The following is a 20,747-nucleotide window of genomic DNA, read 5'->3' on the forward strand; positions in this document are numbered from 1 at the left end:
GCGTCGCGCCACTAGGCTCCGGCAGGTGCCGACTCCGTCAGCTCCGTCGCCCGCCGAGCAGCTCCCGCCCCGCGGGGCTGCCGTCTGGGCGGCCCTGGACCCGGTCCTCGGCGCCGGCACCCCGCTGCGGGTGCTGGATGTCGGCGGTGGCAGCGGCATGTTCGCCGTCCCGCTCGCCCGGCTGGGCCACGAGGTCACCGTCGTCGACCCCAGCGCCGACGCGCTCGCCACCCTCGGCCGGCGGGCCGCCACGGCCGGCGTGGGCGACCGGGTCCGCGGCGTGCAGGGCGACGGCGACCTGCTCGGCGAGGTCCTCACCGGGCTCACCCCTGACGACGGCGGCTACGACCTGGCCCTCTGCCACTTCGTCCTGGAGGTCGTCGACGACCCCGCCGTCACGCTGCGGGAGATCGCCGGCGCCCTGCGCCCCGGCGGCCAGGTGAGCGTCGCGGCGGCCAACCGCGCCGGTGCCGTCCTGGCCCGCGCCGTCGCTGGGCACCCCGTCGAGGCGCTGGCCCTGCTCGAGGATCGCGATCCCGCGGCCACCCGCACCCGCCCCACGGCACGGCGCCGGTTCACCCCGGCCGACCTGCTCGCGCTCGTGGAGGGCGCCGGTCTGCGGCCCGGCCCGTGGCGGGGCGTCTCGGTCGTCGCGGACCTGCTCGACTCCGGCGCCGACCCCGATGCGGTGCGGGCCCTCGAGCTGGCGCTGGCCGGCGCCTCGCCCTACCGCGACGTGGCGACCGGTCTGCACGTCCTCGCCGCCGCGCCCTGATGGCCCAGCCGGACCTGCTGCCGCCGGACCTGCACCGTCCCGACTACGGCGCCGCCACCCTGGCCGACGTGCTGCCCGGCGTGGCAGCGGCGCTCGGCGTCCCCCTCGACCGTGGGGCCCTGCCCGCCGACCCGCTCGGGCTGACCGCCGCGCTGGCCGGCGCCCGGCGGGTGGCCGTGCTCCTCGTCGACGGGCTCGGCGCCGACCTCGTCCGGCAGCACGCCCACCTCGCACCCACCCTCGCCGCGCTGGCTTCCCCGGCCGGCGACCTCTCCGCGCCGTGCCCGAGCACGACCCCGGTCAGCCTCACCACCCTCGGCACCGGACTGCCGCCCGGCAGCCACGGGATCCTCGGCTTCGTCACCGACGTGCCGGGGGAGGACCGCGCCCTGGACCACACCAAGTGGCGCGACGACCCCGATCCCGACAGCTGGGCGCCGCAGCCCACCGTGTTCGCGCGGGCCGCGGCTGCCGGGGTGCCCGCCACCGTCGTCGCCCCGTACGCCTACACCGGCAGCGGCCTGAGCCGGGCGGCGTACGGCGGCGCCACCTACACCGGCACCGTCGGCGCCGGTGACCTCGCCGCCCTGGTCCTGCGGGCGGTGCACGCCACCCCGCGGGCACTCGTCTACGGCTACTTCGCCGACCTCGACCTCACCGGGCACGTCCGGGGGGTGGACTCCGGCAGCTGGCGGGCGCAGCTCCAGCTCGTCGACCGCATGGTCGAGCAGATCGTGGCCGGCCTCCCCGGCGACGCCGCCCTGCTGGTCACCGCCGACCACGGGATGCTCGACGTGCCGCCCGGGACCCGGCTGGACCTGGACGCGGTGCCCGGCCTCGACGACGGCGTCCGCCTGCTGGCCGGCGAACCGCGCGCCCGGTACGTGCACACCGTGCCGGGGGCCGCCGCCGACGTGCTGGACCGGTGGCGGGAGGTGCTCGGCGAGCGCGCCTGGGTCGTCTCCCGCGACGAGGCGGTCGCCAGCGGGGTGTTCGGCGCCGTCGACCCCGGGATGGCGGCCCGCATCGGGGACGTCGTCGCGCTGGCCCGCGGGACCTGGGCGCTCACCGCGTCCGAGCGCGAGCCGGGCCCCAGCCGGCTGACCGCCTTCCACGGCTCGCTCACGGCGACCGAGTTGGCCATTCCGCTGCTGGCCGCGCGCGGCTCGTCCCTGACCTGACGACGGCGGTTCCGCGGGTCAGGCGCCGGGCGGCGGGTCGACCGACAGCCGGTGCCAGGTGCGCACCCGGCCGGGCCGCGCCGCGGAGCAGGTCAGGCGCACGGCCTCGGGGGAGGGCCGGCTCTCGACGACGACGGTGACGGGGCCACCGGGTCCGGCCAGCGTCACCTCCCACCGCTCGGCATCCCGCTCGGTCTCCGGCAGCCGGGTGGCGCCCAGGGGGGCCAGGTCGTCGACCCCCAGCAGCCCCAGCTCCTCGCGGGCGCCGTGCTGGGCCGCCTGCACGTGCGCCGGCAGCCCCGCACGGCCGCGCAGCCACGCCAGCGCCACCTGTCCCTGCTCGTGGGCCGCCACCAGCAGCGCGCCGTCCCCCGGCACCTGGCCGTAGTAGAAGCCGTGCGGGAGGACGACGACGTTCGCGGCGAACCGGTCGCCGCCGAGATGGCTGCACTCCCACACGTCGGCGGGGCCCGGCGCGGGCATGGCGCGGGCCAGCGGCCGGCCGCGGAGCGCGCAGCAGGCGTCGTGCCCACCGTGCGTGCACACCAGGTACGTGGGGCCGCCGGCCGGCTCGCCCACCGACCCGTCCCAGGGGGCGGTCAGCAGGTCGGCGTCCGACGACCGCACCGACCACCACAGCCCCTCGCGGCCGGGCCGGCTGTCGGCGTACGCCCAGCGGCCCCCGGCGTCGGCCAGCCGGTCACCGGGACGGCGCACGAGCAGCACCCGGACGTCCTCGCGGCGGGCCCGTTCGGCCAGCAGCGGGGCCACGCCCGGGTCGAACCGCGACTGCGACAGCGCGTCGCGCCCCCACGGGCCCGGCTGCTCGACCAGCAGCCACCGCTGCACGGGGGAGGCCGTCGCGATACCGGAGTCGCCACGGGCCAGGGCCTGGACCGAGCAGCGCGTGGGGTCCAGGCGCCCCGCCGGCCGGGGAGGGACCTCCACGCGGCAGAAGTCGCCCGCGGACCGGGGAGCCGCGGGCGTCACGGTCCGGGTGCTGCGGCGTCCGGGACCACCGCGACCGATTCGGTGACGAGCCGGCGCGCCAGGGCGATCCGCTCGTCCTGCTCCAGGCCGGGCAGGTCGCCCACCTTCAGCTCGCCGACGGCCAGGAGCTCGGCCAGCGCCGGGCGCGCCGAGGCCGGGAAGGCGTGCGACCGGCGCCCGCCGAGCAGCGTCACGCCGCCGTCGTCCGCGTCGCGCAGCGCACAGCGCAGCCGCCTGCGCAGCCGGAGGACGGTGTCGGGTGTGATCGCGGCCGCCGCGGCCGACTGGGCCAGCGGCGCGACCGGTTCCGGGCGCACCTGGGCCCAGGTACGGGCGCGCAGTCGATCGGCCACCTCGGTGGGATCCACCCGGCCGAGCCACTCCTGGAGGCCGGCGATCACCGCGGCGACCTCGTCCCGGACGGAGTCGGGTCGACTCAGGTCGACGCCCAGGGGGAACGAGCCGCGCAGCCCCGGGTCCTCGGCGGCCAGGGTCCGGACGAGGTCCAGCGCCGACTCGGCCGCGCCCCAGCGGGTCACCGAGTGGATGCCGATGGTCAGGTGGGCGCTGATCTCGCCGAGCGCGGTGGCCGAGTGCAGGAAGCCGCGGGGGAGGTAGAGGACGTCGCCGGGCTCCAGGACGGCGTCGATCACCGGCTCGCGCGTCGCGGCGGCGGCCACCTCCTCGCGGCGGTCGGTCCACACCTGGGTGCGCAGCGGGTCGGGCAGCACCGGCTCGTGGATGGTCCAGTGCTTCTGGCCGGCCACCTGCAGCACGAACACGTCGTGCACGTCGTAGTGCGGGTCGAACCCGCGGGAGGACGGCGGGGTGACGTAGGCGTTGACCTGCGTGGGGTGACCGAGGTCGGCGGCCAGCTGGTCGGCGAACTCGATCAGCGGCGGCCAGAGCCGGTGCAGGCCCTGCAGGACCACGGTGCTGCCGTCGGCGAACAGCCGCAGCACGGCGTCCGAGCTGACCTGGTCGGCGATCTCCGCACCGGCGCCGCCGGAGGTCGTGAAGCGCGCCGCGTCGACGACCTGGCCGTCCTTGGCGATGCGCAGGAAGGGCGTGCGCAACCCGCGGCGGGAGAGCAGCTCGTCGACCGCGGCGAGGTCGAGCAGGTCGGTGAAGGTGTTACCGGTGTCCGCGGCGCGGGTCAGCAGCGGCCGCCGGCCCCAGTGGTCCCGGGCGAAGACCTCGGGGTCGGTGTTCGTGCACCGCCGCAGGGCCGGGTGGAGCGGCTGCTCCACCCGGCCCTGCGGGGCGGGGTTCTCGCTCAGGCCGAGCCGTCCGCGCCACCGTCGGCACCGCCGTCCGCGCCGCCGTCGGCACCGCTGTCCGCACCGCCGTCGGCACCGCCGTCCGCGCCACCGTCGGCACCGCTGTCCGCGCCACCGTCGGCACCGCCGTCGTGGCCGCCGGGGGTGCCGGCAGCTCCGTGGTCGGCCGCGCCCGCGGCGCCGTCGGCCGGACCGTGCGCGCCGCTGTCGGCGCCGCCGTCGGCCCCGCCGTCGCCGCTGGTCTTGTCCTCCAGAGCCATGGGCTCCTCCGCTTCGTCTCGTTCCCCTGCCGCCGGACGGCGGCCCTGGTCGGGCAGTACCTCGTGCCCGGCGCTCTGACACCTGCCCAGGGACATGACGATCAGGTCACGGATCGATGGAGCGGGCGTTCCGGCGCCTAGCGGGGGAAAGCCTCTTCCCGCAGGTGGGAACACCGCAACCCTGCGCGAGAGAGGTCCTGCACGAGACGAGTCAGCTGAACGCATCCGGAGGAGTGGAGCCATGACCGAGAGCCGTACGCGGACCGACACCACGTTCGAGGACAACGTCGCCCACGACCGCACCGTCCACGAGGACACCGCCCGCGAAGGGACCGCCGTCGAGCGACCGGCGGAGGGAGCCTCCGCGGTGACGCCGATGCGGGCCGCACCGCCCCGGCAGGACCGGGTCCGGTGGGGGCCGGTGTGGGCGGGGCTGATCGTCGCCGTCCCGACGTTCCTGCTGCTCCAGCTGGCGACGCTGGCCCTCGAGTGGTGGGAGGTCGGCCCGGGGGGCGGCGCCGGGAACAACGCCGACTGGTTCAGTGCGATCAACGGGCTGATCGCCCTGTTCCTCGGAGGCCTGACCGCCGGTGCCAGTGCGGTGTGGCGCGGCTTCAGCGACGGGCTGCTGCACGGCATCCTCGTCTGGGCCCTGTCGGTCGTGTCGATCCTGTTCCTGACGCTGTTCGGTGGCGGCGCCCTGCTCGGCTCGTTGGCCGGCGTGGTCAACGACGTCACGGGCATCGAGCAGGCCGACCTGCCCGACGTCGCGGCGAGCCAGGCGACCGAGGTGGCCACCGACGCAGCCGCCTGGGCGGTCCTGGGCCTGGGGCTGGGGATCACCGCCGCAGCGCTCGGCGGGATCCTGGGCGCCAAGATGTGGCCGAGCCGCACGGACGCCGAGCGTCAGCGGGTCGCCGCCGGCTGACCTGCCCGGAACCCGCTATCGTCGACCCCTGATCGAACAGATGTTCGATCGGGGGTCGACGTGCGAGGAGGGCCGGTGGGTACGGAGGCCGGCCGCGCCGGGGGCTGCACGGTCCTGCACGTCGACATGGACGCGTTCTTCGCCAGCGTCGAGGTGCGACGGCGGCCGGAGCTGGCCGGGACCCCGGTCATCGTGGGCGGGGCGGGCAACCGGGGCGTGGTCACCTCGGCCACGTACGAGGCGCGGCGCTACGGCGTGCACGCGGCCATGCCCACCGCCCGCGCGCTGCGGCTGTGCCCGTCGGCGACGGTGCTCCCCGGCGACCTGGCGCTCTACGGCGAGGTCTCCCGGTCGGTGATGGCCCTGTTCCGCTCGATCACCCCGCTGGTGGAGCCGGTGAGCCTGGACGAGGCGTTCCTCGACGTCGCCGGCGCCGGCCGTCGGCTGGGCGACGCCGCCGAGATCGGCGAGTACCTCCGCGCCCGCGTCTTCGACGAGCAGGGCATCACCTGCTCGGTCGGCGTCGCGGGGAGCAAGTTCGTCGCCAAGCTCGCCTCGACCTCGGCCAAGCCCGACGGGATGCGGATCGTCCGCCCGGCCGAGGTCATGGACTTCCTGCACCCGCTGCCGGTCGGCGCGCTGTGGGGCGTGGGCCCCAAGACCGAGGAGCAGCTGCTGCGGCTGGGCATGCGCACCGTGGGTGACCTCGCGCACGTGCCGGCCAGGACGCTGCAGCGGGCCCTGGGGCCCGCCGCCGGCGCCCACCTGCACGAGCTGGCGTGGGGACGCGACCCGCGCCGGGTGGTCCCCGACGAGCCGGAGAAGTCGACCGGTCACGAGGAGACCTTCGGCACCGACGTCGACGACCCGGAGGTCATCCACCGCGAGCTCCTGCTGCTCTCCGAGCGGACGGCGGGCCGGCTGCGCTCGGGCGGGTGGCTGGCCCGGACGGTGAGCATCAAGGTCCGCTTCGCCGACTTCGCCACGATCACCCGCAGCCGCACCCTCGACGTCCCGACCGACGTCGGGCAGGAGCTCTACGACACCGCCCGGGCGCTGTTCGACGCGCTCGGCCTCGACCGGGCCCGCATCCGGCTGGTGGGGGTGCGCGCCGAACGGCTGGTGGAGGCCGGGTCGGCGCCCCAGCAGCTGGAGCTCGGCGCCCGCGAGCACGGCCGGCGCGACGCCGAGCTGGCCGCCGACCGCGCCGCCCGCCGGTTCGGTGCGGGCGCGGTCCGCCCGGCCACCCTGCTGCACCGCGACGGGCGCCCGGGGCGCTCCCGGGGGGCTACCGGAGCCGGTCCGGCGCCCGGCGCAACGCTCCCCGGGAGCGCGGGGAACCTTCCCGGCCGATCGACCGTCGAACACCCGGAAGGATGACCACCGGCGGTTCCTCGCGGCTCGCCGTATCGTCACCTTTCGCGCCCCGCAAAGGGCTCGTATCCTCGAAGTCACCGTCGGCGGGAGCCTCCGACGGCCATGGCTCCGCCCACCTGGAGGTCGACGTGCCGCTCTCCGAGCACGAACAACGGCTGCTGGAGCAGATCGAGCGCGCCCTCGTCGATGACGATCCCAAGTTCGCCTCCTCCGTACGCACCGGTGACCGTCGGCAGAAGTCCCGCCGGCGACTGCAGATCGGCGCCGTCCTCGTCGTCGTCGGCTTCGCGATCCTCGTCGGCGGCGCCGTCGCGCAGGAGTGGCTCATCGGTGCGCTCGGCTTCCTCGTCGCCTTCGGCGGTACGGCGCTCGCCGTCCTGAACTACAAGGTCGCCACCGGGGCGGTCGAACCCGGCCCCGCTCCGACGAGCGGTCGCAACCCGTCCGGGCCCGGCCGCGGCAGCAGCCGCAGCAGCCGGGGCGGGCGCCAGCCGCTGAAGAGCCGGCTCGAGGAGCGGTTCCGCCGCCGCTACGACCAGTAGCCCTCGGTTCCAGCTCGCGCACACGCAGCCGTCGTCCTCCGGGACGGCGGCTGCGCGCGTCCGCTCGGGCCCGTCTCCGGGACCCCCGGCCGGCTCAGGCCCGTCGGCTCCCGCGCCACGGCCCGGGCAGCACCGGGCGACGGACCGCCCAGGCCGGCAGCGCGGCCCGCACCGCGGCAGGCAGCGACGCCGGCCAGAACGCCGCCCGCCACCGGGCGCGTCGGCCGGCCCCCTCGACCAGCTCCCGCCGGGCGGTGCGCAGCTCCGCGACCAGGCCGTCGTCCTGGGCGTCCGGAACCGGCCCGTAGCTGGACACCTCCTCGGCCCGCGCCAGGCGCTGGATCGCCTCTGCGCCCGGGGAGCCGGCCGTCCGCTCCGCGAGGGCGCGGCCGGCCTCCCGCGGCGTCCAGGACGGATCGCGGGGGACGCCGAGGTCGTCGGCGGTCGCGATCAGCTCGTCCCACAGCGCACCCGCCGTCCCGAGCGCCAGCCGGCGGCGCCGCTGGAGCAGCCGCAGCCCCGCCGGCAGCGCGGCCACCGCGGCGACCAGCAGGACCAGGGCACCGCGGACCGGCCAGGACGCCTCGTCCGCGGGTGCAGCGTCGGTGGTCGCCGGGTCCGTGGGGCCGAGGTCGGGGCCCAGGGGGGACACCGGGTCCAGCAGGGCCAGGTCGGGGGGAAGCGCCGGCAGCTCGGGTGTCTGCTCCGGCAGCTCCTCGGCGGCCACCCGGGGCGCCCACGGCAGCTCGGCCCGGCGGTCGACGTCGATCGGTGTCGGATCGAACGGCACCCAGCCCAGGCCGTCGAAGTAGACCTCCACCCAGGCGTGCGCGTCGTCGCTGGTGATCAGCCGGCTGCCGTCGTCCTGCACGGTCCCCGGGGTGTAGCCCAGCGCGACCCGGGCCGGCATCCCGGCCGCGCGGACCATGACCGCCATCGCCCCGGCGTACTGCTCGCAGTACCCCCGGCGCTCGGTCAGGAAGTCGACCAGGTCGTCGCCGCTGGTGCCCGGGGGAGTGGAGAGGGCGTAGGTGAAGCCGCTGGCCGGGTCGGTCAGGAAGTCCAGGACGGCCCGGACGCGCGCGTATCCGCCCTCGATCCCGCCCACCAGCTCCTCCACCTGGGCGGTGACGCGGGGATCGAGCGGTGGGAGAGCGAGGAAGCGCTCCTGGAGGTCGCCGGGACGCAGAGGTGGGGCCTCCGCCAGCTGCTCGGGCGTCGGGCGCACCTCCGAGGCGGTGGCCTCGTAGACCCGGTCCTCGCTCGTGACGCCGGACCCCGCGACGGTCCCGGTGATGGGGTCGTACCGCCAGTCGTCCCCGTCGCCCCCCAGCCGGACCTGCACCGGCGACACGGGGACCGGGAGGAACCGGTCGTCGTGCCCGAGCGCCTCGATCCTCGCGGTGACCGGGCGCGCCGCCGTCTCGTCGTGGGTCCTGGGCAGCTGGGCGTCCAGCGGCAGCAGGGCTCCGGGCGCGCCCAGCGACCAGCCGGCGGCGGCGTCGTACCGGTCGACGGTGACCGAGCGCAGGTAGCCGGGATCGGGCACTGCGGTCTCGACCCGCAGGAGGTCGACGGGGTTGTTCCGAGTCAGCTCGCCGACCATGCTCGCCACCGGGTCCAGCGACGTCCCCGTCGAACCGGATCCGCCGGGCCCGCCGCTCAGGGATCCCTCCGCCAGCGTCGGCACCATCCCGCCCCCGAGCACGCCGACCAGCACCGCCACCAGGCCGATGCGCACCGCCGTGCCGCCTCCGGCGTAGTGCCGTCCACTGCGCGCGGCGGTGTCCAGCTGGCGGGACTGGTCGGCCCACAGCAGCAGCGCCAGCCCGGCGGCGGGGCCGACGACGGGGAGCAGTCCGATGTCGCCGCCGAGCGTGAACACCGGCACGCCGAACAGCACGAGCAATGTCGGCCCGGCGAAGGCGGCCTGCCGCCCTCCGACGGCGAGCAGGTCGACGATCACCGCGACCAGCCCGACGAAGAGGGCGATCAGCGCCATCAGCGCGGCGACCGGGACGGCCGGGGCCGTCTGCTCCCGGATCTCGTCGGCACCGTCCCGCAGGACCGCCAGCAGCGCCTCGATCCCGCCCGGCGTGGGGACGAGGGCCAGGATCCCTCCCGGGGAGGTGAAACGGGCGATCAGGTAGCCGGTCAGCGCGGCCAGCTGTCCCGCCGGCACCAGCGCCGTGCCGAGGGCCGCCAGCGGCACCGGCACCGGCCGCCGGGGGAAGGCGCGGGCGGCGATCGCCTGCCCGGCAGACCGCAGCGCGAGCCCGGTCAGCAGGACGACCAGGATGGCGTCGACGGCCGGGCGCACCCACGTCCCCGACGAGAGCACCGGCGAGAGGGCGAGCGCCCCCAGCAGCGTCGCCGCCGCGGCGGCCACCGGTGTGCGGACGTCGGTGCGGCTCATCGGGCCGGCTCCGCGACCGGTCCGCCGGAGAGAGCGGCCCACGCCTGCGCGACGGGATCGCCGGCGCGCGCGACGGCGACCCGCCAGCCGGCCGCGCGCAGCATCCCGGCGGCCTCGTCGCGCTGCTCGGACAAGGCCGTGGACGCGCCGGACGCGTCCGGACGGTGCCCGCGCACGGCGGGCAGGAAGCTGCCGAGGTCGAGCAGCACCGCCAGACCGGCCGAGGCCCCGGACCGGGCGCGCACGAGGGCGGTGACGTCGTCGGGGCCCACCGCGCCCAGGACGCAGACGACCCCGCCGTCGCCGGCGATGCGGCGGAGCACCTCGATCCCCGTGGTCAGCTCGGTGCCGGCCGTGGGGGTGAGCGTGGCCAGCCGGTCGAGGAGCTCCTCGGGGGCGGCGCCGAGCGGTCCGGCCGGCCCGCGGCCGGAGCCTTCGAGCTCGCCGCTCTCGGTGACCACGCGCACCTCATGGCCGCGCCCGCCGAGCGCGATCGCGATGCTGGCCGTCGCCTCCACGGCCCACTCCAGGCTGTCGGCCGGGTCGGGGTCGTGCTGGGGCGCGATCAGGTGCGCGGGCCGGCGGGCGTCGAGGAGCACGGTCGTCCGCGCCCGCCACGGGCGCTCCTCGAGGCGGACCTTCAGGTCGCCGGTGCGCGCGGTGGCCCGCCAGTGCACCTTGCGGAGGTCGTCGCCGCGGCGGTACTCGCGGATGCTGACGTCGTCCTCGCCGTGCACGGCGATGGACCGCCGCGAGCCCTCGCCGCCGTGCCCGTCGAGCGGCCCCGCCGCACCGAGCGGTTGCACCCGCGGGACGACGAGGAGGGGCTCGGTGCCGGCGCCGGGGTTGCTGCGCTCGACCAGCCCGAAGGGGTCCACCACCCGTGATCGCAGCGGGCCGAGGGCGTAGCGGCCGCGGCGACCCGGGACCACCCGGTAGCGCAGGGCGGTCCGGCGGCCCGTGGCGAGCCGGGTCACGGTGAACTGCTGGTCGGGGCCGACCGCGGGGGGCACCTGCTCGGTGAGCAGCCAGGTGGCTCCCGTGCTGCGCCCGGCGCTGGTGATCTCGAGCGAGACGTCGGCGCTCTCGCCCCGCCGGAGCCTGGCCGGAGCCACGCTCCGCGCGACCGCCGGCCGGAAGCGGTCTCGCGCCACCATCAGTGCCGAGACGACGGGCAGGGCGAGGACGAAGACGGCCAGCTGCACCACGGGCTGCTCGCCCAGCAGGGCACCGACGAGCAGCAGAGCCGCCCCGCCGGCGAGTAGCCACCGACCGCGGCGGGTCAGCGCGGTCCGTGCCGCTCCGGGTCCGCGCACCGGCGTCAGCGCCCCCGCGGGACCGGCAGCGTGGCGACCAGTTCGGCGACCACGTGCTCGGCGGTGCGCCCGCCACCGGCCGCGGACGGTGCCAGCAGCAGCCGATGGGCCAGCACCGGGCCGGCCAGGTCCTTGACGTCGTCGGGGAGCACCATGTCGCGTCCGGCGAGGGCCGCCGACGCCCGCGCGGCGCGCAGCAGCTGCAGGCCGGCCCGGGGAGAGGCGCCCAGCCGGAGGTTGGGCGAGCGGCGGGTGCTCCCGACCAGGTCGACGACGTAGCGGCGGACCGCCTCCGCGACGTGCAGCCGACCGACGGCGGTGATCAGGTCGCGCACCGAGGCCGCGTCGGCGACGGGGAGCAGCCCGGCGAGGGGGTCGGTGGTGGCGCGGTCGTCGAGCATGGCCAGCTCGGCGTCCTGGTCGGGGTAGCCCATCGACACCCGGGTGGTGAACCGGTCGCGCTGCGCCTCGGGCAGCGGATAGGTCCCTTCCATCTCCAGGGGGTTCTGCGTCGCCATGACGAGGAACGGGCGGGCCAGCTCGTAGCTGACGCCGTCCACGGTGACCTGGCGCTCCTCCATGCACTCCAGGAGCGCCGACTGCGTCTTGGGGGAGGCGCGGTTGATCTCGTCGGCCACCACGACGTTGGCGAAGATCGCGCCGGGCTTGAACTCGAACTCGCGCGACTCCTGGTCGTACACCGCGACGCCGGTCACGTCGCTGGGCAGCAGGTCGGGCGTGAACTGGATGCGGCGGACCGTCGCGTCGATCGACGCCGCCAGTGCCTTGGCCAGCGTCGTCTTGCCGACGCCGGGCACGTCCTCGACGAGCAGGTGTCCCTCGGCGAGCAGCGTCACCAGGGCCAGCCGGACGACGGCGTCCTTCCCCTGCACGACCCGGCCCACGTTCGCGGCGATGCGCCCCGCGGCCGCGGCGACGTCGACGGGTGGATCGGTCACTCCGCCGGTCCTGCGCGCCGCCTCCGTCACGCCACCCACGGTACGTGGCCGCGGGCGCTGCGGAGGGGGCGTCGGTCCCGGTCGGACGCGGGCTGTGCGGTGCGCTGGGAGGGGAGTGGGGAGCCCGGCCACGACACGGCGTCGAGTGGTGTCTGGTGGGGGCCAGTGGGTTACTGTGTCGCCTGGTGGGGAGGCAGGGACCGCTCAGGGGTCGCTGCGGAGCCAGTGGAGGACAGATGCAGGGGGTGATCCGGTGTTCGTCGGCAGCTACCCCCTGCGTCTCGACGAGAAGGGCCGGCTCGCCCTCCCCGTCCGCTTCCGCGACCAGGTGGCCGACGGCATGGTGATCAAGAAGGGCCAGGAGCGCTGCGTCTACGGCCTCACCATGGCCCGCGTCGCCGAGCAGAGCGCCGCGATGGCCGCGATGGCGCCGTCGGACACCGCACGGGCGCGCATGGCCGCCCGCATGAGTTTCGGCTCGATGGTCGAGATCGAGCCGGACAAGACCGGCCGCATCACGATCCCCGCGAGCCTCCGCGAGTACGCCGGGCTGGACCGCGACGTCGTCGTCGTCGGCGTGGACACCCGCTTCGAGATCTGGGACGCCGCCAACTGGGAGGCCTACGTGGCCGAGCTGGAGGCCGCGTACGCCGACCTGGAGAGCGAGGGGATGCCGACCTTGTCGTGATCCCAGGCCGCCTCCACCCGCCCCCACCCGGGCCCCGGAAGCCCCCGAACGAGCCGCCTTCCCCGCGGCTCGACCGGGTCCAGGCCCCAGCCGCCTTCCCCGCTGCTGGGTCCCCGCTCCCGAGAGTCCCGCCCCGGCGGGTGGAACCGGCTCCGCCTCCCGGCGGATCCGGCCCCGGCGACCTCCCGGCCCCGCGGGGCACCACCTGACGCTCTTCCCCGACGCCAGGCGGCGCCCCGCGGGGACGGATCTCCACCGAGCGGCCCGTCCCCGCCCACCACACCGAGTCCGCCCCACCACGCCCCACCGGCCCCACCACGCCCCACCCCGCCGCCCGCCCCACCCGAGCGCTCCCGCCCCATCTGCGCCTTCCGCCCCACCCGCCCTGTCCCCACCTCGCGGACGGGCGACCTCCCCCCACCGCTCCCCGGGGCGCGGCACGATCGCGGCGCTCCACCGGAACCGAGAGGCAGTCGACGATGAGCAGCACCGGATCCGCCGCGGCGCCCGATGCGCCCCGGCCCCCGGTGCACGTGCCCGTCCTGCTGGACCGGATCTCCGAACTGCTCGCACCCGCCTGCGCGTCCCCCGGCGCCGTGCTCGTCGACGCGACCCTCGGTCTCGCGGGCCACTCGCTGGCGCTGCTCGACGCCCACCCCGGCCTCCGGCTGATCGGCCTGGACCGCGATCCCGACGCCCGCGCCGAGGCCGCCCGCCGCATCGAGGCCGCCGGCCACACCGACCGGGTCACCCTGGTGCCCGCCGTCTTCGACGAGCTGCCCGACGTCCTGGACCGGCTCGGCGTGGCCGAGGTGCAGGCCGTCCTGTTCGACCTCGGCGTCTCCTCGCTGCAGCTGGACCGCCCCGACCGCGGTTTCAGCTACTCCGCCGACGCCCCGCTGGACATGCGGATGGACCCGGGGGCGGGCCGCACCGCCGCCGAGATCGTGAACACCTACCCGCCCAAGGAGCTGGCCCGGGTGCTGCGGGTGTACGGCGAGGAGCGCTTCGCGTCCCGGATCGCCGCCGCCATCGACCGCGAGCGAGCCCGCGAGCCCTTCAGCACCACCGCCCGGCTGGCCGAGCTGGTGCGCGACGCCATCCCCGCCGCCACCCGGCGTACCGGAGGCCACCCGGCCAAGCGCACCTTCCAGGCGCTGCGGATCGAGGTCAACGACGAGCTGGGCGTCCTCGAGCGGGCGCTGCCCGCGGCGATCGAGGCGCTGGCCGTCGGAGGGCGGATCGCCGTCATCACCTTCCACTCCCTCGAGGACCGCATCGTCAAGCAGACCCTCGCCGAGGGCGCGACCGACCACACCCCGCACGGCATGCCCGTGCCCCTCCCGGAGCACGGCCCCGTGCTCCGGCTCCTGACCCGTGGCGGCGAGGCCGCCTCCGACGCCGAGGTCGCCGCGAACTCCCGCGCGGCCTCGGCCCGCGTCCGCGCGGCCGAGCGCATCCGGAGGGCGGCATGAGCGGCCGTGCCACTGCCCGTGTCCCCGTGACCCCGCGGGCGGCGACCGCGCGCGCCGTTCCGGCCCGGACGGCACCGCGGTCCCCGTCCCGCCCGCAGCTCAGCGTGGTCACCACGCCGCCGCCCCGCCCCCGCCGGCGCGCCCGCGCGGCCCTGCGCTCCCGCCGGGCGCCGTTCGTGCTGCTCGTCGTCGCACTCCTGGCCGGCACGACGCTGGGGCTGCTGGTCCTCAACACCGCGATCGCGGTCGACTCGCTGGAGGCCAGCCGGTTGCGCGCGGACAACGCCCAGCGGGCGCAGGACGTGCAGCGCCTCGAGCAGCAGGTCATCGACGGCAACACGCCCGCCGCGATCGCCCAGGCCGCGGTGGCCGCCGGACTCGTCCCTGCGGGCGCGGCCGCCTACCTGGTCCTCGACCCCGACGGCGCACCCGTCCTCCGGGGCGAGCCGGCGCCCGCCGAGGCGCCCCCCGCACCGGAGCCGCCCGCGGCGGAGTCGTCCGCACCGCAGCCGCCCGCACCGGAGTCGTCCGCCACGGAGCCGTCCGCACCGGCGGAGCGCCCCGCGGGCGGGAACTGACCGTGGCGGGCACCGTCCGCGGCCCCGGAGGGGGAGCGCGCAACGGCCGGCCGGCACCCCGTACCGGACCGGGCGCCTTCACGTCGCGGCGTCCACCGGGCAGCCGGCGCAGCGGGGGAGCCGGGCTGACCCTGGCCCAGCGCACGCAGCGCAACCGGATCGGCCTGATCCTGCTCGTCACCCTGCTCCTCCTGGTCATCGGCCGGCTGGCCGTGGTCCAGGGCGTGGACGGCGCGGCGTACGCCAACGCGGCCTCCCAGGACCGGCTGCGCACCTATCCGATCGCGGCGATCCGGGGCGAGATCCAGGACCGCGAGGGCCGTCCCTTCGCCTACACCGTGGACGCCTCGAAGGTCACCGCCGACCCCACCGTGGTCCGCGACCCGGCGCGGACGGCGCTCGCGCTGACCACCCTGCTGGGCGTCCCCGTGGGCGAGCTCACCGAGAAGCTCTCCGCGGAGGGCCGCTACGTCGTGCTGGCCACCCAGGTGCCGCCGGAGACCGCCGAGGCCGTGGAGGAGCTCGAGCTCCCGGGCATCGTCCTCGCCGACGACCCGGTGCGGCTCTATCCCTCCGGTGTCGTCGGCGGCCAGGTCGTGGGCTTCGTCGGGCGCGAGGGCGCCGGGCTCGCGGGCATCGAGCAGACCTTCGAGGACGTGCTCGCCGGCACGCCGGGCAAGCGCCGCGTCGAGGTGGGCAGCGGGGGCAACCTCATCCCCTCCCGGGGCATCGACGAGGCGCTGCCGGCGACCGACGGCAGCGACGTCACCCTGACCCTGGACCAGGACCTGCAGTACGTGACCGAGCAGCGGCTGGCCGAGTCCTGCGCCGACGGCGCGACGACCCGGGCCTCGGCGGTCGTGCTGGACGTGCGCAGCGCCGAGGTCGTGGCCATGGGTTCCTGCCCCGGCTACGACCCGGGCCGGTACTCCGAGACGCCCGACCTGCTGGGCAACCCCATCGTCTCCAGCGTGTTCGAGCCCGGCTCGGTCCTCAAGGCGGTCACGATGGCGGCCGCCGTCGAGGAGGGCGTGGCGACGCCGGACCGGGTGCTCAGCGTCAACGGGCACATCGAGGCCGGCGACCGGGTGGTCACCGACGCCCACGACCACGCACCCGTCGACTGGACGGTCACCGGGATCCTCGCCAAGTCCAGCAACGTCGGCACGATCATGCTGGCCCGCGAGGTCGGCGACGAGAAGCTCGAGCAGTACCTGCGCGCGTTCGGCGTCGGCAGCCGGACGGGCATCGAGCTGCCCGGCGAGAGCGCCGGCATCCTGCAGGACGCCGCGGACTGGAGCGGGATCCGCGCCGCCAACATCGCCATCGGGCAGGGCGTCTCGGTGACCACGCTGCAGATGGCGTCGGTCTTCCAGGCCATCGCCAACGACGGCGTCCGCGTCGAGCCCCGCATCGTCCGGTCGGTGACCTCCCCGGAGGGGCAGGTGCGCCCCGCGGACGAGCCCGCGACGAGCCGGGTCATCAGCGAGGCGACCGCCGACTCGCTGGCCTACATGCTGGAGGCCGTCGTGGGGCCGGGCGGCACGGCGCCGCTGGGTCAGATCGACGGGTTCCGCGTCGCGGGCAAGACCGGTACCGCCCAGCGCGCCAATCCCGAGACCGGCGGGTACGCCGGTGGTGGTTACGTGACCACGTTCGTCGGGTTCGCCCCCGCGGACGATCCGCAGTACGTGGTCGCCGTCGACCTCGAGCGGCCCACGAGCTCCGCGGAGGGCGGCCAGGTGGCCGCGCCGGTGTTCCGCGACATCCTCCGCTACGCGCTGACCGCCGACGGGGTCGTCCCGTCGGGCACGGCGCGGCCCGACTTCCGCCTCACCGCCACCCCCTGACCGTGCCGGCCCCGGTGGGGGCGCAGGCCGACGGCGTGCCCGGGGAAGGCGCAGCTGCGCGGTTCCGGTCCACGGCGCCGGTAGATTGGAGCCTCGTGACCCCGACCGACGCCGGGTCGGCACCCCGGCCCACCGGGAGCCGGCCACTCGATCCGCGCCCCTTGCCGCTCGCCGAGCTCGCCGACCTGGTCGGTCCGCCGTCCACCGGCACCGCGGACGTCGCCGTCTCCGGGCTCACCCTGGCCTCGGGGGAGGTCTGCCCGGGCGACCTCTACGCCGCCCTCCCCGGTGCCCGCACCCACGGCGTCCGGTACGTCGAGGAGGCGGTCCGCCGGGGCGCCGTCGCCGTCCTCACCGATCCGTCGGGGCGCGAGGACGCGGTGGCCACCGGCCTGCCGGTGTGCGTGGTCGACGACCCCCGCGGGGTGCTCGGCGAGGTCGCGGACCGCGTGTACGACCGGCCGAGCGAGCGGGTGGGCGTCATCGGGATCACCGGCACGAACGGCAAGACCACGACCGCCTACCTGGTCGAGGCAGGCCTCGCGGCCGCCGGCCGGGCCACGGGCCTGATCGGCACGGTGCGGACGCAGATCCGGGCCGCCGACGGCACGGTCACCGCCCTACCCAGCGAGCGCACGACCCCCGAGGCGCCGGCGGTCCACGCGCTGCTCGCGGCGATGGCCGAGTCGGGTGTGTCGACGGTGGTCATGGAGGTGTCCAGCCACGCGCTGGTGCTGGGCCGGGTGGGCGGCGTGCGGTTCGCCGCCGCCGGATTCACCAACCTCGGCCGCGACCACCTGGACTTCCACGGGGACCTGGAGGAGTACTTCCGGGCGAAGTCGCTGCTCTTCGACGGCCGGGCCGCCGCCGAGGTGGTCGACGTCGACGACGACCACGGACGCCGGCTGCTCGACCGGCCCGGCCGCCCCCGCCCGGTCACCGTCTCCACCCAGGGCGCCGACGCCGACTGGCGGGTGACCGACGTCGCGCCCGCCACCGGCGGCGGCTCCACCTTCACCCTGCACGGCCCCGGCGGGCTGCGGCGGGAGGCGAGCGTGCGGCTCCCGGGCCGGTTCAACGTGGCCAACGCGGTGCTGGCCGTCGCCCTGCTCGACGCCGTGGGCGTGCCGGTCGACGCCGCGCTCGCGGGCGTGGCCACGACGGTGGTCCCGGGCCGGATGGAACCGGTCGAGGCCGGCCAGCCCTTCGTCGCCGCCGTCGACTACGCGCACACCCCCGACGCCGTCGCCACCGCGCTGGGTGCCCTGCGGGCGGCCACCGCCGGCCGGCTGATCACCGTGCTGGGCTGCGGCGGTGACCGGGACGCCGGGAAGCGGGCCGCCATGGGCGCGGCCGCGGCCGCCGGCAGCGACGTCCTCGTGGTCACCGACGACAACCCGCGCTCGGAGGACCCGGCGGCGATCCGTGCCGCGATGCTCGCCGGCACCCTGGACGTGCCGGAGGACCGCCGCGCCGAGCTGCTCGAGGTCGGAGACCGGCGGGCGGCGATCGAGGCCGCCGTGGCGCTGGCCGGGCCGGGTGACGCCGTGCTCGTCGCGGGCAAGGGGCACGAGACCGGCCAGGAGATCGCGGGCACGGTGCACCCCTTCGACGACCGCGCGGTGCTGCGCGAGGTCCTTGCCGCGTCGGACGCCTCGGCATGATCCACCTGACCCTGGCCGAGGTGGCCGAGCTGACCGGCGGCACGCTCACCGGCGGCGACCCGGGCATCGCCGTCACCGGTGCCGTCACCCTCGACTCCCGCACGGTCGCCCCCGGCGACCTCTTCGTCGCCGTCGCGGGCGAGCGGGTGGACGGGCACGAGTTCCTCGCCGCCGCCGGGGCTGCCGGCGCCGTCGGCGCGCTCGGCACCCGGTCCGATCCCGCGCTGCCCTGCGTGGTCGTGGAGGACCCCGTGGTCGCGCTGGGCCGGCTCGCCGCCGGGGTGCACGCCCGGCTCACGGCCGCCGGGCTGCGCACGCTGGCCCTCACCGGCTCGTCGGGCAAGACCTCGACCAAGGACCTCCTGGGCCAGGTGCTGGCGGTGGCGGGGGCCACGGTGAGCCCGCCGGGGTCGTACAACAACGACATCGGCCTGCCGCTGACGGTGCTCTCCGCCGACGAGGACACCCGGTACCTCGTGCTCGAGATGGGCGCCCGGGGTCCCGGCCACATCGCCACGCTCTGCCGCGTCGCCCCGCCGCAGATCGGCATCGTCCTGAACGTCGGCTCGGCGCACCTGGGCGAGTTCGGCAGCGCGGAGGTCATCGCGCAGGCCAAGGGCGAGTTGGTGGAGGCCCTGCCCGAGGACGGCACCGCCGTCCTCAACGCCGACGACCCGCGCGTCCTGGGCATGGCCCCCCGCACCCGGGCGCGCGTGCTGACCACCGGCCGCGGGACCGACGCGGACGTGCGGGCCACCGGCGTCACGCTCGACGACTCCGCGCGCGCCCGCTTCGCCCTGGTCGCCGCCGGCGAGGAGCACCCCGTCGCGCTGCGCGTCGTCGGCGAGCACCAGGTCGCGAACGCCCTGTCGGCCGCCGCCGCCGCGCTCGCCGCGGGAATGGCCCCGGCCGACGTCGCCGGCGCCCTGTCGGCGGCCGGTGCGCGCAGCCGGTGGCGGATGGAGGTCACGCGGCGGGCCGACGGCGTCACCGTGGTCAACGACGCCTACAACGCCAACCCGGAGTCCATGCGGGCGGCGCTGGCCGCCCTCGCCGGGCTGCCCGCGACCCGGCGGATCGCGGTGCTGGGTGCGATGGCCGAGCTGGGTCCGGACGCGGAGGCCGAGCACCGGCGGCTGGGGGCCGACGCGGTCGCCACCGGGGTGGACGTGATCATCGCCGTCGGGCGCGATGCCGTAGGGATAGCCGAGGCAGCGGTCACCGCCGGACTCGGCGCGGGAGAGGAATCGATGCACGTGCCGGACCGGGCCGCGGCCCACGAGTTGCTGGCCCGGGAGCTGCGCCCCGGGGACGTCGTCCTCGTCAAGGCCAGCCGCTCCTACGGGCTGGAGCTCCTCGCGGCCGATCTGCTCGACGAGGGGACGCAGGCATGAGGAGTGTCCTCATCGCCGCGGGCGTCGGGCTGATCCTGTCGATCCTGCTCACCCCGCTGGCCATCCGCGCGTTCCGGCGGCAGGGGATGGGCCAGGAGATCCGGGACGACGGACCCGAGAGCCACCTGTCCAAGAAGGGCACGCCCACCATGGGCGGCACGGTGATCGTCGGCGCCACCGTCGTCGGCTACCTGGTCGCCCACCTGGCGTTCATCGGCGACGCCGGCTGGGGCTTCAGCGCCACCGGCCTGCTGCTGCTGTTCCTCATGGTCGGCATGGGCACCGTCGGCTTCCTCGACGACTACCTGAAGATCCGGCACCGCCGCAGCCTGGGCCTGAACAAGACCGCGAAGCTCGTCGGGCAGCTGCTCGTCGGCGTGACCTTCGCGGTGCTCGCGATCAACTTCCCGAGCAACGGGCTGACGCCGGCGTCGACCGTCGTGTCCTACGTCCGCGACATCGAGCCGCTGGCGCTGGGCTCGATCGGCTTCGTGATCCTGGCCTACCTGTTCATCGCCGGGTTCTCCAATGCCGTCAACCTCACCGACGGCCTCGACGGCCTGGCGGCCGGCTCCTCGGCGATGGTGCTGGCGTCCTACATCGTCATCTCGTTCTGGCAGTTCACCCACGACTGCGCCAGCGAGCTCATCGACGGCTGCTACCAGGTGCGCGACCCGCTGGACATCACGCTGGTCGCCGCGGCCGGCATGGGGGCCTGCCTGGGCTTCCTCTGGTGGAACACCAGCCCGGCCCGCATCTTCATGGGCGACACCGGCTCCCTCGCGCTCGGCGGGCTCATCGCCGGGCTGGCCATCGTCACCCGCACCGAACTGCTGCTCGTCGTCATCGGCGGGCTGTTCGTCGCAGTCACGCTCTCGGTGGTCATCCAGGTGGCGTTCTTCCGCGCCACGCGGCGCCGGGTGTTCCGGATGGCCCCGCTGCACCACCACTTCGAGCTGGCCGGCTGGACGGAGAACACCGTCATCGTCCGCTTCTGGCTGGTCACCGGCATGGCCGTGGCCTTCGGGCTCGGGCTGTTCTACGCCGACTGGCTCTCCTTCGCGGGGCTCTGAC

18 protein-coding genes are annotated in these 20,747 nt (G+C 76.4%); 12 read left to right on the plus strand and 6 right to left on the minus strand.

What is annotated here, in order from left to right; translation table 11 throughout:
* Positions 1 to 25: 25 nt before the first annotated feature.
* Positions 26 to 775: a class I SAM-dependent methyltransferase gene (locus tag ACI793_RS13005; RefSeq protein ID WP_456606788.1), complete on the plus strand. Its 750-nt coding sequence runs from the start codon at positions 26 to 28 to the stop codon at positions 773 to 775.
* Positions 775 to 1,956 (plus strand): alkaline phosphatase family protein, encoded by a 1,182-nt coding sequence (locus ACI793_RS13010; protein WP_456606789.1) that lies wholly within the window; start codon positions 775 to 777, stop codon positions 1,954 to 1,956. Before ACI793_RS13005 ends, ACI793_RS13010 begins: the two co-directional genes overlap by 1 nt.
* 18 nt (positions 1,957 to 1,974) lie before the next feature.
* On the opposite strand, the gene ACI793_RS13015 is transcribed toward ACI793_RS13010, so the two are convergent.
* Genes ACI793_RS13015 through ACI793_RS13025 form a run of 3 tightly spaced genes read right to left on the minus strand, consistent with a single transcriptional unit; the run spans position 1,975 to position 4,486 of the window.
* Positions 1,975 to 2,904 carry a sucrase ferredoxin gene (locus tag ACI793_RS13015; protein WP_456606790.1) on the minus strand — a complete coding sequence of 310 codons (930 nt, stop codon included), beginning with the start codon at positions 2,902 to 2,904 and terminating at the stop codon, positions 1,975 to 1,977.
* A gap of 38 nt (positions 2,905 to 2,942) precedes the next feature.
* On the minus strand, positions 2,943 to 4,196 hold the full coding sequence (locus tag ACI793_RS13020) for a cupin domain-containing protein (RefSeq protein WP_456606791.1): 1,254 nt from the start codon (positions 4,194 to 4,196) through the stop codon (positions 2,943 to 2,945).
* 26 nt (positions 4,197 to 4,222) lie between these two features.
* Entirely contained in the window at positions 4,223 to 4,486 is a 264-nt protein-coding gene (locus ACI793_RS13025) for a hypothetical protein (protein WP_456606792.1), read from the minus strand.
* 241 nt (positions 4,487 to 4,727) lie between these two features.
* On the opposite strand from ACI793_RS13025, the gene ACI793_RS13030 reads away from it, so the two are divergent.
* The 3 genes from ACI793_RS13030 (at position 4,728) to ACI793_RS13040 (ending at position 7,333) form a co-directional block, all read left to right on the plus strand.
* On the plus strand, positions 4,728 to 5,414 hold the full coding sequence (locus ACI793_RS13030; protein WP_456606793.1) for a permease: 687 nt from the start codon (positions 4,728 to 4,730) through the stop codon (positions 5,412 to 5,414).
* A gap of 75 nt (positions 5,415 to 5,489) precedes the next feature.
* Positions 5,490 to 6,794, plus strand: a complete 1,305-nt coding sequence (gene dinB, locus ACI793_RS13035; RefSeq protein WP_456606794.1) for a DNA polymerase IV — start codon at positions 5,490 to 5,492, stop codon at positions 6,792 to 6,794.
* Between the two features lie 125 nt (positions 6,795 to 6,919).
* Entirely contained in the window at positions 6,920 to 7,333 is a 414-nt protein-coding gene (locus tag ACI793_RS13040) for a DUF3040 domain-containing protein (RefSeq protein ID WP_456606795.1), read from the plus strand.
* A gap of 94 nt (positions 7,334 to 7,427) precedes the next feature.
* Here ACI793_RS13040 and ACI793_RS13045 read toward each other — a convergent pair whose 3' ends face one another.
* The 3 genes from ACI793_RS13045 to ACI793_RS13055 are packed head-to-tail and all read right to left on the minus strand — an operon-like array spanning position 7,428 to position 12,024.
* A complete protein-coding gene (locus tag ACI793_RS13045; RefSeq protein WP_456606796.1) occupies positions 7,428 to 9,749 on the minus strand; it encodes a transglutaminase TgpA family protein in 2,322 nt (773 codons plus the stop codon).
* Complete coding sequence (locus ACI793_RS13050; RefSeq protein ID WP_456606797.1) at positions 9,746 to 11,065, minus strand: DUF58 domain-containing protein; 1,320 nt, start codon at positions 11,063 to 11,065, stop codon at positions 9,746 to 9,748. Before ACI793_RS13050 ends, ACI793_RS13045 begins: the two co-directional genes overlap by 4 nt.
* 5 nt (positions 11,066 to 11,070) lie before the next feature.
* Positions 11,071 to 12,024: an AAA family ATPase gene (locus ACI793_RS13055; protein ID WP_456606798.1), complete on the minus strand. Its 954-nt coding sequence runs from the start codon at positions 12,022 to 12,024 to the stop codon at positions 11,071 to 11,073.
* Positions 12,025 to 12,277: 253 nt separating this feature from the next.
* Between ACI793_RS13055 and mraZ the strand changes: the two genes are divergently transcribed.
* From mraZ to mraY, 7 genes are all read left to right on the plus strand, one after another.
* Positions 12,278 to 12,712 carry a division/cell wall cluster transcriptional repressor MraZ gene (mraZ, locus tag ACI793_RS13060; RefSeq protein ID WP_116452767.1) on the plus strand — a complete coding sequence of 145 codons (435 nt, stop codon included), beginning with the start codon at positions 12,278 to 12,280 and terminating at the stop codon, positions 12,710 to 12,712.
* 479 nt (positions 12,713 to 13,191) lie between these two features.
* Entirely contained in the window at positions 13,192 to 14,187 is a 996-nt protein-coding gene (rsmH, locus tag ACI793_RS13065) for a 16S rRNA (cytosine(1402)-N(4))-methyltransferase RsmH (RefSeq protein WP_456606799.1), read from the plus strand.
* Complete coding sequence (locus ACI793_RS13070; protein ID WP_456606800.1) at positions 14,184 to 14,765, plus strand: hypothetical protein; 582 nt, start codon at positions 14,184 to 14,186, stop codon at positions 14,763 to 14,765. Before rsmH ends, ACI793_RS13070 begins: the two co-directional genes overlap by 4 nt.
* A gap of 2 nt (positions 14,766 to 14,767) precedes the next feature.
* Entirely contained in the window at positions 14,768 to 16,615 is a 1,848-nt protein-coding gene (locus tag ACI793_RS13075; RefSeq protein WP_456606801.1) for a peptidoglycan D,D-transpeptidase FtsI family protein, read from the plus strand.
* Between the two features lie 95 nt (positions 16,616 to 16,710).
* Positions 16,711 to 18,279: a UDP-N-acetylmuramoyl-L-alanyl-D-glutamate--2,6-diaminopimelate ligase gene (locus ACI793_RS13080; RefSeq protein ID WP_456606802.1), complete on the plus strand. Its 1,569-nt coding sequence runs from the start codon at positions 16,711 to 16,713 to the stop codon at positions 18,277 to 18,279.
* Complete coding sequence (locus ACI793_RS13085; RefSeq protein ID WP_456606803.1) at positions 18,276 to 19,673, plus strand: UDP-N-acetylmuramoyl-tripeptide--D-alanyl-D-alanine ligase; 1,398 nt, start codon at positions 18,276 to 18,278, stop codon at positions 19,671 to 19,673. The genes ACI793_RS13080 and ACI793_RS13085 overlap by 4 nt, the downstream gene beginning before the upstream one ends.
* The gene (gene mraY / locus ACI793_RS13090) at positions 19,670 to 20,746 is read left to right on the plus strand and encodes a phospho-N-acetylmuramoyl-pentapeptide-transferase (RefSeq protein ID WP_456606804.1); all 1,077 of its coding nucleotides are present in this window, start codon (positions 19,670 to 19,672) and stop codon (positions 20,744 to 20,746) included. Before ACI793_RS13085 ends, mraY begins: the two co-directional genes overlap by 4 nt.
* Position 20,747 lies beyond the last annotated feature (1 nt).

It is taken from the genome of Blastococcus sp. SYSU DS0617 (assembly GCF_054051075.1).

Coding starts and splice junctions, on each gene's coding strand:
- ACI793_RS13010 (WP_456606789.1), top strand. CDS start 775: ATGGCCCAGCCGGACCTGCTGCCGCCGGACCTGCACCGTCCCGACTAC.
- ACI793_RS13070 (WP_456606800.1), top strand. CDS start 14,184: ATGAGCGGCCGTGCCACTGCCCGTGTCCCCGTGACCCCGCGGGCGGCG.
- rsmH (WP_456606799.1), top strand. CDS start 13,192: ATGAGCAGCACCGGATCCGCCGCGGCGCCCGATGCGCCCCGGCCCCCG.
- ACI793_RS13045 (WP_456606796.1), bottom strand. CDS start 9,749: ATGAGCCGCACCGACGTCCGCACACCGGTGGCCGCCGCGGCGGCGACG.
- mraY (WP_456606804.1), top strand. CDS start 19,670: ATGAGGAGTGTCCTCATCGCCGCGGGCGTCGGGCTGATCCTGTCGATC.
- ACI793_RS13085 (WP_456606803.1), top strand. CDS start 18,276: ATGATCCACCTGACCCTGGCCGAGGTGGCCGAGCTGACCGGCGGCACG.
- ACI793_RS13030 (WP_456606793.1), top strand. CDS start 4,728: ATGACCGAGAGCCGTACGCGGACCGACACCACGTTCGAGGACAACGTC.
- ACI793_RS13025 (WP_456606792.1), bottom strand. CDS start 4,486: ATGGCTCTGGAGGACAAGACCAGCGGCGACGGCGGGGCCGACGGCGGC.